Source organism: Mesorhizobium sp. (genome assembly GCF_004962925.1).
Taxonomy (GTDB): Bacteria; Pseudomonadota; Alphaproteobacteria; order Rhizobiales; family Rhizobiaceae; genus Mesorhizobium.
The window spans coordinates 23,841-35,988 of the sequence record NZ_SUEO01000015.1; the positions used below are offsets into that span (position 1 = coordinate 23,841).

The window sequence follows — 12,148 nt, forward strand, 5'->3', positions numbered from 1 at the left end:
CCTTAATAATAGGTAGAATTATACTAAAGTACGAGATTTTTCGTCGGAAATTAGCGGCGTGTCGCCTTCCTGGCGGTCTTGATGTCCTTGGCGAAGGGCCAGACCGTGCTCGACATGGTCTCGATGCCGGATGCGCTGAGCGCTGAGCCGAAGAGGAACCCCTGGACCAGGTCCGGCTTGACCTGCAACGACAGTATCTTGAGCTGTTCGAAGGTTTCGACGCCCTCGACTGTCACCGAAAGCCCCAACGGCCGTGACAGATTGACGATGCCCTTGAGCAGTTCGAGCGAACGGCTGTTCTGGGTGACGTCTATAAGGAACGAACGGTCGATCTTGATCTTGTCGAGCGGCAGTTTGTGGAGATAGCTCAGGCTCGAATAGCCGGTACCGAAATCATCGAGCGCGATGCGCACGCCAAGCCGTTTCAATTCCTCGATATACTGACGCGTCAGCGACTTGTCGTCGAGCAGTGCCGTCTCGGTGACCTCGATCTCCAGGCGGCCGGCGGCGAGACCGGAACTGGCGAGCGCATCGCTAACCTTCTGGATAACGTCGCGGTTGCGGAAATCCTTGGCCGAGAGATTGACCGAGACACTGGTCTGCGCGGGCCATTTGGCGCATTCGGTGCACGCGGCATGCAGGACAAAGGTGCTGATCTCGGAAATGATGCCCATTTCTTCCGCCAGCGGAATGAAGATGCCGGGCGAAATCGGCCCGAGCTCGGGGTGGTCCCAACGGCACAGCGCCTCGCAACTGACGATGCGCATCGTGCTCATCGCCACGATCGGCTGGTAGACCACCCGCAGCCCCTTGCTTTCCACCGCGGTGCGCAGATCTGCCTTCATCAGCTGGCGGTTGCGGAAAGCGGCATCCATCGACGCCTCGAACAACCGCCAAGTGTTCTTGCCCAGTTCCTTGGCCTTGTAGAGCGCGAGGTCCGCCTTGACGATCATGGCGTCGACATCGGTATCCTTGACCCGCGACAGCACCGCGCCACCGCTGGCCTGGATGCGCAGTCCATGGCCGGCGACGTCGACCTCTCCCTGCAGGTCGACGAAAATCTCGTCGAGTTGGCCGATCAGATGACTTTCGTCTTCGACGCGGTCGAAGAAGATCATGAACTCGTCACCGCCGAAACGGCTGATGGTGATGCCTGGGCCGGCGACCGCCGCCAGCCGCTCCGCGACGGCGTAGATCAGTCCGTCGCCGACCGGGTGACCAAGGGTGTCGTTGACGCTTTTGAAGTCATCGAGATCAAGCACGGCGAGCCCGCAAAGGCGCTCAAGGTCGCCGGACGCCATCGCCTCTCCGATCAACTCGTGGAAATAGGCGCGATTGGGCAGGCCGGTGAGGCTGTCGTAGCGCGCCATGAAGCGGATCTTGTCTTCCGCCTCGACGCGGGCCGTCACATCCTCGAAGGTGATGACGCCCAGTTCCTGGCTACCCTCGCGCGCCGAGAACTCATAATGCTGACCGTTCGCGAGCGAGACGAGAACCTTGCGGTCGCGCCCTTCGCGCAGGGCGCGCGTAAGCTGGGCTTCGATGTAGCGGCAGTCCTTCGGCGCCAGCATGCCGCCGGCAACGCCGCGCATCAGCAGACCGTGGATCGACCGCCCGAGCAGCGCGTCGGGGGACTTGAGCGACATCAGATGCGCGGCTTCCGCATTGGCCACCGCCACCCGGCCGTCGGGACCGAGCATGACAAGGCCATGCGACATGGTGTTGAGGGCGCGGTTGAAGCGCTGGGCGATGCGATTAGCCTTCTTCTCCTCGGACAGAGCGGTAAACAGGACTTCGCGGACGACATCGGCGAACCGTTTGATCGCGAACAGGAAGGGAGCCGACATCAGACCGAGTATGACGTGGTAGACATCGCCACGCAGGATAAAGCCCAGCGAGATGGGCCACGTCATGGCCACGATGAAGATCATGACCATCCTCGGCGAGCCATAGTTGCGGCCTGCAATCGACGTGGCGGACGCCAGCGTCACGCAGACGGCCGCGATCTCGGCGAAATTGTCGTGCGCGAGATAGATGCCGACGAAACAGAAGGCCGCCAGCATGAAACCATGCATGGAGCCGTAGAGAATATAATCATTCTCGCGGTGGCGCGCTTCCTCCCAGGTCCTGGGCGGCGGGGCGTGGCGGTATTTCCTGATGTTGCGCAGGCGCAGAAAGGCCACGGTAAGCAAGCCGACGGCCACGGCGATGTAGGTCGGATCTTTGGTCTTCCAGTAGACCAGCACAACCAGCAAGGTCTGGGCGAAGAATCCGATCGAAAGCGTCAGACCGTCGCGAAACAGGGTTTCCACGAACGGAATGTAGACGTCGACCGGGATCTCGTTCTTTCTTCTCAGATTCACGCTTGAATCCCACCCTGGGGAGCCAAGCTGTGTCACATTCGCCTTAAGAAAGATTTAGAGAGGCCGTTTCGGGCCTCACCGTCAGGTCGGTTGACGCCGGGGAAGCTATTCTTCAGGTAAACGAAGCTATCCTTCAGGTACACAAGGCATATCGATCACTCGGCGGCCTGGAGGTCCCGCCGCACCGGCGTCTTTGCCAACCGATCGAGCAGCCTCTGGCGCTCGCCAGCGGCCTTTTCGGCACTGGCCTGCCTGACGTGACCATAGCCGCGAATGAGCGCCGGCACCGAGGCAAGCGCTGCCGCGGCCTCGACCCTGCCCGGCGCGAGTGCTGCGGCGACAAGCTCCAAATCGACTTCGTACTGCGCAAGAAGCTGCCGCTCCATACGCCTTTCGGTGCTGTAGCCGAACACATCGAAGAGAGTGCCGCGCAAGCCTTTCATCGCTGCCAGCAGGCGGAACCCCTTCATCATCCAGGGACCGAAGCTCGACTTCCTCGGCTTGCCGTCCTTGCCGCGCCTGCCCATGATCGGCGGCGCGAGATGAAATTCGAGTTTGTCGTAGCTCTGGAACTGCTTGCCCAGCTCGGCGGCGAAGGAACCGTCGGTGTAGAGCCTCGCCACCTCGTATTCGTCCTTGATCGCCATCAGCTTGAACAGGTTCCTCGCGGCGGCCTCGGTCACATCAGTCGAACCGGGTACCGCGTTGGCTTCGGCCTGGCGCAACGCGGCCAGTCTGTCGGCATAGCGCTTGCCATAGGCGGCGTTCTGATAGGCGGTGAGGAAGGCGACGCGGCGGGCGATGATGTCGTCCAGCGTTTCGGCGACAGCGGCAGACTGTGCAGCCTTGCCCGGCTGGGCAACGAGGCCACGCACGAAATCCGGCTGGTGGGCGGCGCGGCGGCCCCAGCGGAAGGCTGAGACGTTCATCGCCACGGCCTGGCCGTTGAGCTCGATCGCCTTTTCGACTGCCTCGGCCGACAGCGGCAAGCCGCCATGCTGGAAGGCGAAGCCGAGCATGAACATGTTGGCGCCGAGCGAACTGCCGAACAGCGCGGTGGCGGTGCGAGTTGCATCGAAAAAATGCGCCTTTTCCTCGCCGGCGGCAGTGCGGATCGCCTTTTTCAGCCGCTCGACAGGCAGCGAAAAATCCGCCGAACGAGTAAACTCGCCGGGCATGATCTCGGCGGTGTTGGCGAGGAAGATCGTGTGGCCTTCGCGCACCGCGGCGAGCACCTTTTGGGCGCCCGACACGACGAGGTCGCAGCCAAGCACGAGGTCGGCCTTCCCTGCTGAAACACGGATGGCATGGATATCGTCCGGGCTCTGCGCGATGCGGACATGGGTGAACACCGAACCGCCCTTCTGGGCAAGGCCGGCCATGTCGATCATGCCGCAGCCCTTGTCTTCGAGATGGGCCGCCATGCCGAGCACCGCGCCGATGGTGACGACGCCGGTGCCGCCGACGCCGTCGATGATCGCCGCCCAGCCCTGTTCGCCGAGCGGGAATTCGGCGGGCGCGGGCACGCCGTCGAGCGGATCGGTCGTGCCGGCAATACCCTCGGCCTTCCTGATCTTGGCGCCATGCACGGTGACGAAGGACGGGCAGAAGCCGTTGATGCAGGAGAAATCCTTGTTGCAGCTCGACTGGTCGATCCTGCGCTTGCGGCCGAATTCGGTTTCGACCGGCTGGATCGACACGCAATTCGACTGCACCCCGCAATCGCCGCAGCCTTCGCAGACCAGTTCGTTGATGAAGACGCGCTTGTCGGGATCGGGGAAGGTGCCGCGCTTGCGGCGGCGGCGCTTTTCGGCGGCGCAGGTCTGGTCGTAGATCAGCACGGATGTGCCCCTGACCGCGCGCAATTCGCGCTGGACGAGGTCGAGGTCGTCGCGATGATGGATGGTGGCGCCGGCGGGGAATTCGACCTTGCCGGCATATTTGTCCGGCTCGTCGGTGACGATGGCGATGCGCTCGACGCCCTCGGCCCGCACCTGCCTGGCGATCATGTCCACCGTCAGGCCGCCCTCATGCGGCTGGCCGCCGGTCATCGCGACGGCATCGTTGTAGAGGATCTTGTAGGTGATGTTGGCGTCGGTCGACAGCGCAAAGCGGATCGCCAGTGCGCCGGAGTGGTTGTAGGTGCCGTCGCCGAGATTCTGGAAGATGTGGTCGCGCTTCGAGAACGGCGCCTGGCCGACCCATTGCGCGCCCTCGCCGCCCATGGCGGTGAAACCAACGGTGTTGCGGTCCATCCAAAGCGCCATGAAATGGCAGCCGATGCCGGCGGCTGCGAGCGAGCCGTCCGGCACCTTGGTCGAGGAATTGTGCGGGCAACCGGAGCAGAAGAAGGGCGTGCGCGAGGCGATGTCTGACGTGTCGGCGAGCATCGCCTGAAACTGGCGAAGTTTCGCCACCCGCGCGGCAATCTCGTCCGACGGGCCGATCGTTCGCAAGATTCTCTCGCCGAGCGCTATGGCGATGTCGTTGGGGTCGAGCGCGCCCTTGGCCGGGAACAGCCCGTCGCCGCGCTCGTCCTTCTTGCCGACGATGACCGGCTGCGTGGCGGTGCCGTAAAGGTTCTCGCGCAGTTGCACCTCGATCAGCGAGCGTTTCTCCTCGACGACGACGATGGTGTCGAGGCCGCGAGCGAAGTCGGCAATGTGCTGCAGGTCGAGCGGCCACGGGCAGCCGACCTTGAACAGCCTGATACCGATGCGGTTGGCGGCGGCCTCGTCGACGCCGATATCCTCCAGCGCCTGGCGGACGTCGAGATAGCTCTTGCCGATAGTGACGATGCCAAGCTTCGGAGCACGTCCGCCGGAATAGACGATCCGGTTCAGCCCGTTGGCATGGATGAAGGCCGAAGCGGCGGCGCGCTTGTATTCATGCAGCCGCTCCTCCTGGCCGAGCATGTCGATCTCGTTGCGGATATTGAGACCGCCGGGCGGCATGTCGAAGTCCGGGACGACGATACTAAGCCGTTCGAGCGCGGCATCGACCGAAGCCGTCGATTCGATGTTGTCCTTGACGCATTTGATCGCCGCCCAGGTGCCGGCGAAACGCGACATGGCAAAGCCGTAGAGCCCGTAGTCGATGATCTCCTGAACACCAGCCGGATTGAGGATCGGCACCATGGTGTCGACGAACAGGAATTCGGTGGCGTGCGCGTTGGTCGAGGATTCGGCCATGTGGTCGTCGCCCATCAGGGCAAGCACGCCGCCATGTCTAGACGAGCCGGCGAGATTGGCATGGCGGAACACGTCGCCGGAGCGGTCGACGCCCGGTCCCTTGCCGTACCAGACCGAAAAGACGCCGTCATGCGTGCCCTCGCCCAGCAACTCGGCCTGCTGCGATCCCCAGCAGGCCGTGGCCGCGAGTTCCTCGTTGAGGCCGGGCTGAAAGACGATGTCCGACTGGGCGAGCTGCTTCCTGGCCTTCCAAAGCTGCATGTCGAGGCCGCCGAGCGGCGAGCCGCGATAACCGGAGACGAAGCCGGCGGTGTTCAGGCCAGCCCGGCGGTCGCGCTCGCGCTGCATCAAAAGCATGCGGATGACCGCCTGCGCGCCGGAAAGGAAGATGCGCTCCTTTCCCAGGTCGAACTTGTCGTCGAGCGCGACATCATGCAGCGTCATCAGGCATTTCCTCTGCGGAGGCCGCAGTTCGAGCGCAGCCAACGTCGGAGTCGAGTGCCTACAGTCTTTCTTCCCTTGCCGGGGAGGTCAAACAAAATCGAAGGTGCCAGACGGCGCGCAACAAATGACCCGTGCGCGGCCGTGTGACGCCACGAAACGCCTCGGGGAGGATGGCCGAGTACGAAAATTCCGGCGGCGGTCCAGTGCCGCTGGTGACGCATCATGCGGCCTTTGGGCAACTGGGCTTCGGTTCGCCGGGCAGCTTGCCGTCGACATGGCCGGCCAGGTCCTTGTTGAGCTCGTAGACTGGCCCGACCACGAGAGGCCGGTCGGGCAGGACCGACTGGTCGAGCGAGGACGTCAGTGTCGTCTCGAAACTCTGCAGCAATTTGCCGCTGGAATCCTCGATGCGGATCGACACCGCATAGGGCTTGTCCTTGACGACGCAGGTGAGCGGCGGGCTGGTCAGCGTCACATGCGGCAGCTTCGGCCATATTTTCTGGGTGACGATGATCGGATCACCACCGGCCGGGTTCTGGAAGGAGACCACGGCGACCTGTCCCTCACCCACCGGCCGCAGCGGATTGAGGGTGATGACATAGGTGGCGATGCCCAGCCGGTAGTTGAACTCGAACAGCTTCCCGGAAATGGCGAAAAACTGGTCCTTGTCGGAGTCACGGCAGGCGCCGAGCGCGGCCGCCGCGAACAACGCCGCGACGACAATCATCGCGCGCGAGAATCTCTTAGACATTGGTGATCTCCCTCGCCGCGGTCCGGCGGCGATAGTATCGGTTTGCCTTCTGTCGGTTGCCGCACACCGCCATGTCGCACCAGAGGCGGCTGGAATTGCGGCTTTTATCGACAAACAGCCAGCTGCAGTTCGGACATATCCTCAGCCTGGCGATTGTGTCGCCGCGCAGCAGCGACAGCGCCGAGATCGCAAGCGCCGCCTCGAAGGCAATCGGCGTCGCCGGATCGCCGAACGGTTTTCCGGGCCTCCCGATTTCGGTGCGGCTTTGGGCGAGTCCGTCGGCGCAGGCTTCAAGGAATTCAGGCATGTCTCCGGTGGCGATCGCACCTTTCGAAACCGCACGGCGAAACAGCCGATCGGTCGTCTCCCTGATCGAAAGCACCACCGGCGCGATCTTTTCAGGCGCCGGCGCTACGAGCGGCCTGCCGCCGACCTCGACGGCACGAAAGCCGCTCGCCGCTTCGGCAAAGCGGGCGATCTCGGCCGGATCTTTGAGCCGGTCGAAGGTTTTCTCCGGATCGTTCCGCAAGACGACGGTGTTCGCCGTGTCGAGCGCAAGCATGCCACCGGTGAAGCGGTGCGGAGTCCAGGATACTGCCATATGGCGAATCTAACCGATAAATCGCATTTGACAAGTTAGATTCCGGGTGCAACGCTCGTCACGGAGGCGATCGCGATAGCCTAGTCCTGAGAATGTCGTCGTCCCAAACCGCTGCGCCCCGATTGCGGGGCATGCATCGAGGACATTGCATGCTCTATTTCTTCCAGCAGGTTCTGAACGGGCTGCATTCGGGCGCGCTCTACGCATTGCTTGCCTTCGGCTACGTGCTGACCAACGGCATCCTTCACCGCACCAATCTTGCCTATGGGGCGCTGTTCGCCTTTTGCGGGCATACGATGATCCTCACCGCGGCGTTCGGCTATCAGGCGCTGTGGCTGACGCTGTTTGCATCCGTCGCGCTCGGCGTAGCTGCGGCGTTCCTTTATGCGGCGCTGCTCAGCCGCGTCTTGTCGCGAACCATCTTCGAACCGTTGGCCGACCGCTCGCCCAACGCCATCGTGGTGACGACGCTCGGCATATTGCTGGCCCTGTCGGAAGCCAGCCGCATCGCCGCCGATACCCATGATCTGTGGCTGCCGCCAATGCTGGCCCAGCCCATCATTTTTGCGCGGAGGGCCAATTTCAATGCCACGCTGACGCTCATTCAGTTGCTCGACTGCGCTGTCGTCGCGGCAACTATCGGGCTCGCCGCCTGGGCGTTCGCCCGCTCGAGCTTCGGCCGGCGCTGGCGCGCCGTGTCCGACGATCCCAGGGCGGCGGCGATGTGCGGCGTCGATGTTCGCGCGGTGCTTCGGCGTGCGGTGCTTTTCGGCGGCCTTTGCGCGGCACTGGCCGGCGTCCTCGCCGCCTTCTACTACGGCAACATCAGCTTCGGCACAGGGTTGGTCTACGGGCTGAAAATCCTGTTTGTGACGGCGGTGGGCGGCTATCTCTCGCCGTTGCGGGCAGCACTTGGCGCTGCCGCGTTCGGCATGGCCGAATCGCTGTGGGCCGGCTACTTCCCGGTCGAGTGGCGCGACGCCTGGATGTATCTGTTCCTCGTCGCCATGCTGGTGCTAATCGGCGCCGGCCGCGACCAGAGCAAGATTGCCTAACTAGACTTTGGTTGCATGACGTCTACAGCGCCGCGCGTCCTCTCGGACGCGCAAAGGACGCTGTAGCACTTTGATTTTGCGCATCCCCAGCGAAAATCGATTTCGATTTTCGGGGTCATGCGCTAGTCAGGCGGCTGTTTCGCCCCTTCCCCATCTCACAAGATTGTTTTACTCGACTTGCCCCGTGTTGACCCGCCGGGCCACGCACGGCATACCGTTGGGCCACAGCGGCGCGACGAAAAACAAGCGGGAATCGGCCGCCGCTGACATTTGAGTCACGCATCGTGCTTTCCGAAAATCGACACCGATTTTCGGGGCCGATGCGTAAAGGGAGGAATGCATGGCAGGGCTTCTCGCTCTATCCAGAACCATCGATCGCGTGAACGAATTCATCGGCAGATGGGTGTCGTGGCTGATCCTGCTGGCAATCCTAGTCAGCGCCGCCAATGCGGTCATCCGCAAGACGTTCGACATGTCGTCGAACGCCTGGCTGGAACTGCAGTGGTATCTGTTCGGCGCCGCCTTCATGCTGGCCGCCGCCTACACGCTGAAGCAGAACGACCATATCCGCATCGACATCGTCTACGGCATGTTCTCACGCCGCGTGCAGCACTGGATCGACCTTCTCGGCCACCTCTTCTTCCTGATGCCGTTCGTGACGCTGATGGTGATCTACTTCGTTCCCTATGTTTCGCTGTCGTTTCGCAGCGGCGAAATGTCGAACAATTCAGGCGGGCTGATCATCTGGCCGGCGAAGGCGATCCTGCTGGTGGGCTTTTTCCTGCTCGCGCTCCAGGGCATCTCCGAGATCATCAAGAAGATCGCCATCATGCGCGGCGACATGGACGATCCCACCCCGTTCATATCGGTGCATGAGCAGGCAGAACTCGAAGCGAAAGCGCTCGCCGAAGAGGTGCGCTCGTGATGGAGTTCATCGCCCAGAACATGGCGCCGATCATGTTCGCCTCGCTGGTCATCTTCCTGCTGATCGGCTACCCGGTCGCGTTTTCGCTCGCCGCCAACGGCCTGCTGTTCTTCTTTATCGGCGTGCTGCTGTCGCCCTATTCGGGCGGCTCGATCAATCTCGCCTGGCCGCTGCTGCACGCACTGCCGGATAATTTCTACGGTAGCCGGGTGATGTCGAATGACACGCTGCTGGCCATCCCGTTCTTCACCTTCATGGGCATCGTGCTCGAACGATCGGGCATGGCCGAGGACCTTCTCGATACGATCGGCCAGTTGTTCGGACCGATCCGCGGCGGCCTCGCCTATGCCGTGATCTTCGTTGGCGCGCTGCTTGCCGCAACCACGGGTGTGGTGGCTGCTTCCGTCATCGCGATGGGCCTGATCTCGCTGCCGATCATGCTGCGCTACGGCTATGACCGCCGTGTGGCGTCCGGCGTCATTGCCGCATCGGGCACGCTCGCCCAGATCATTCCGCCCTCGCTGGTGCTGATCGTTCTGGCCGACCAACTCGGCCGCTCGGTTGGCGACATGTATGCGGGCGCGCTGATCCCGGGGCTGGTTCTGACCGGCCTTTACACGATGTATATCGTGATCATGTCGATCGTCCGGCCAAAGTCGATGCCGGCCCTGCCGCTGGAGGCCCGCACGCTCGGCCACGGTGTCCTGTCGCTGCTGTTCGCGGTGCTGGCGGCAGTCGTGGTTTCCTACGCGGCGTATCGCTATCTTGCGCCGTCGCACGGCCAAAACGCCGACATCCTCGGCGCCACCATCGGCGTGATCTTCCTCTATGTCGTGGCGATCGCCGACCAGCGCCTGAAGATCAACATGATGTCGCGGCTGGCGCAGCAGGTGATCATCGTGCTGATCCCGCCGCTGGCGCTGATCTTCCTGGTGTTGGGCACCATTTTTCTGGGCATCGCCACGCCGACCGAGGGCGGCGCCATGGGCGCTGTCGGCGCGCTGATCATGGCGGCGATGAAGGGGCGGCTGTCGCTGGATGTGATCAAGCAGGCGCTGGCGTCGACGACGCGGCTGTCGTCCTTCGTGCTGTTCATCCTGATCGGCGCGCGGGTGTTCTCGCTGACCTTCTACGGCGTCAACGGCCATATCTGGGTCGAGCACCTCCTGACCTCGCTGCCGGGTGGCGAAGTCGGCTTCCTGATCGGGGTGAACATCCTCGTCTTCTTGCTCGCCTTCTTCCTCGATTTCTTCGAACTCGCCTTCATCATCGTGCCGCTTTTGGCGCCGGCCGCCGACAAACTCGGCATCGACCTGATCTGGTTCGGCGTGCTGCTCGGCGTCAACATGCAGACCAGCTTCATGCATCCACCCTTCGGCTTCGCGCTGTTCTACCTGCGTTCGGTCGCCGCCCGCGTGCCCTATCTCGACCGCCTCACCGGCAAGCAGATCGCGCCGGTGACAACCGGCCAGATCTATTGGGGGGCGGTTCCCTTCGTTTGCATCCAGGTCATCATGATCGGGTTGACCATCGCCTTCCCGCAGATGGTGATGCACTACAAAGGCACGGCAGTGGACCCGGGCACGATCGATTACCAGGTGCCGGAAACGCCGGGCCTGTCACCGCTCGGCGCACCGCCGGCGGATGGCGGCACGGCGCCGACCGCGCCTGCACCGGATCTGTCGCAGCCGCCGAATTTCGGTGAAACGCCGCCTGCCAAGCCAGCAGCGCCAGCACCCGATCTGTCCCAGCCACCGAGTTTCAATTGATCCGGAGGCTCAACAGACATGAAAGCGGTGCGGCTGGAGGGCGTGGGCAACATTGCCCTACGCGAGGTCGGCAAACCATCCGCAGGACCGGACGACCTCCTGGTGCGGATCGAGGCGTGCGGCGTCTGCGGCACCGACCGGCATCTTTTCCATGGCGAATTTCCCTGTACGCCGCCGGTGACGCCCGGGCATGAATTCTCCGGGATCGTCGAGGCGATTGGAACCGCTGTGTCCGGCTTTTCGGTCGGCGATCGCGTCACCGGCGATCCCAACATTGCCTGCGGGCGCTGTCCGCACTGCCATGCCGGTCGCATCAATCTCTGCCACAATCTGATGGCCATCGGCATCCGCCGCGACGGCGGTTTCGCCGAATATGTCGTGCTGCCTCAGAAGCAGGCCATCCTCCTTCCGAAAGACCTGAAGCCGACGCATGGCGCATTCTGCGAGCCGCTTGGCTGCTGCCTGCATGGCATGGACCTGGGCCGGATAAAACCCGGCTCCTCGGTCGCTGTGCTTGGCGGCGGCGTGATCGGCCTGCTCACCGTGCAACTGGCGAGGCTTGCCGGCGCGACCACAATCATCCTGTCGACGCGCCAGGCCTCGCGGCGTGCCCTCGCCGAAGAATTGGGCGCAACAGCGACGGTCGACCCCGGCGCTTGCGATATCATCGATACGGTCGGCGGCCCGTCGGGTCTGCTGCCGGGCGGTGTCGATGTGGTGTTCGAATGTGCTGGCGTAAGAGAGACGGTCGAACAATCGATGCGGCTCGCCAGGGCCGGCGGCACGGTTGTCATCGTCGGCGTGACGCCTCAAGGCATCAAAGCGGAATTCGAACCTTTCGACCTGTTGTTCCGGGAATTGAAGGTTCTGGGCTCGTTCCTCAATCCGTTTACGCATCGCCGGGCCGCCGATCTCATCGCCTCGGGTGCGATCGAGATCGACAAGCTCATCTCACGGCAGGTAACGCTTGAAGAGGCGGCCGCGGTGATCGCCAACCCGCCTGCGCCAGGTGAAGTCAAGGTGCTGGTGGTGCCGCGCTGATCGGCAAA

Annotated in this window: 8 protein-coding genes; 4 read left to right on the forward strand and 4 right to left on the reverse strand. The window is 63.1% G+C overall.

The features are described 5' to 3' along the window. Positions 1–50 precede the first annotated feature (50 nt). From E5W87_RS05855 to E5W87_RS05870, 4 genes are all read right to left on the reverse strand, one after another. Positions 51–2,363, reverse strand: a complete 2,313-nt coding sequence (locus E5W87_RS05855; RefSeq protein ID WP_292394872.1) for an EAL domain-containing protein — start codon at positions 2,361–2,363, stop codon at positions 51–53. Positions 2,364–2,518: 155 nt separating this feature from the next. Beyond that, on the reverse strand, positions 2,519–5,998 hold the full coding sequence (locus E5W87_RS05860) for an indolepyruvate ferredoxin oxidoreductase family protein (protein WP_292394874.1): 3,480 nt from the start codon (positions 5,996–5,998) through the stop codon (positions 2,519–2,521). A gap of 220 nt (positions 5,999–6,218) precedes the next feature. Beyond that, positions 6,219–6,749, reverse strand: a complete 531-nt coding sequence (locus tag E5W87_RS05865; RefSeq protein WP_292394876.1) for a hypothetical protein — start codon at positions 6,747–6,749, stop codon at positions 6,219–6,221. Then, positions 6,742–7,350 (reverse strand): CGNR zinc finger domain-containing protein, encoded by a 609-nt coding sequence (locus E5W87_RS05870; RefSeq protein ID WP_292394878.1) that lies wholly within the window; start codon positions 7,348–7,350, stop codon positions 6,742–6,744. Before E5W87_RS05870 ends, E5W87_RS05865 begins: the two co-directional genes overlap by 8 nt. A 149-nt stretch (positions 7,351–7,499) precedes the next feature. Here E5W87_RS05870 and E5W87_RS05875 point away from each other — a divergent pair, with 149 nt between their 5' ends. From E5W87_RS05875 to E5W87_RS05890, 4 genes are all read left to right on the forward strand, one after another. Next, the gene (locus tag E5W87_RS05875) at positions 7,500–8,405 is read left to right on the forward strand and encodes a branched-chain amino acid ABC transporter permease (RefSeq protein WP_292394880.1); all 906 of its coding nucleotides are present in this window, start codon (positions 7,500–7,502) and stop codon (positions 8,403–8,405) included. A 340-nt stretch (positions 8,406–8,745) separates the two neighbouring features. Beyond that, on the forward strand, positions 8,746–9,330 hold the full coding sequence (locus tag E5W87_RS05880) for a TRAP transporter small permease subunit (protein WP_065006078.1): 585 nt from the start codon (positions 8,746–8,748) through the stop codon (positions 9,328–9,330). Then, on the forward strand, positions 9,327–11,099 hold the full coding sequence (locus E5W87_RS05885; protein WP_292394882.1) for a TRAP transporter large permease subunit: 1,773 nt from the start codon (positions 9,327–9,329) through the stop codon (positions 11,097–11,099). The genes E5W87_RS05880 and E5W87_RS05885 overlap by 4 nt, the downstream gene beginning before the upstream one ends. 18 nt (positions 11,100–11,117) lie before the next feature. Continuing rightward, positions 11,118–12,140, forward strand: coding sequence for a zinc-dependent alcohol dehydrogenase family protein (locus E5W87_RS05890; RefSeq protein ID WP_292394883.1), 1,023 nt, complete (start codon positions 11,118–11,120; stop codon positions 12,138–12,140). The last annotated feature ends 8 nt before the right edge of the window (positions 12,141–12,148 follow it).

Bases quoted from the DNA above. Each gene is read 5' to 3' on its own strand.
- E5W87_RS05870 (WP_292394878.1), bottom strand. From the start codon at position 7,350: ATGGCAGTATCCTGGACTCCGCACCGCTTCACCGGTGGCATGCTTGCG.
- E5W87_RS05890 (WP_292394883.1), top strand. From the start codon at position 11,118: ATGAAAGCGGTGCGGCTGGAGGGCGTGGGCAACATTGCCCTACGCGAG.
- E5W87_RS05875 (WP_292394880.1), top strand. From the start codon at position 7,500: ATGCTCTATTTCTTCCAGCAGGTTCTGAACGGGCTGCATTCGGGCGCG.
- E5W87_RS05860 (WP_292394874.1), bottom strand. From the start codon at position 5,998: ATGACGCTGCATGATGTCGCGCTCGACGACAAGTTCGACCTGGGAAAG.
- E5W87_RS05880 (WP_065006078.1), top strand. From the start codon at position 8,746: ATGGCAGGGCTTCTCGCTCTATCCAGAACCATCGATCGCGTGAACGAA.
- E5W87_RS05865 (WP_292394876.1), bottom strand. From the start codon at position 6,749: ATGTCTAAGAGATTCTCGCGCGCGATGATTGTCGTCGCGGCGTTGTTC.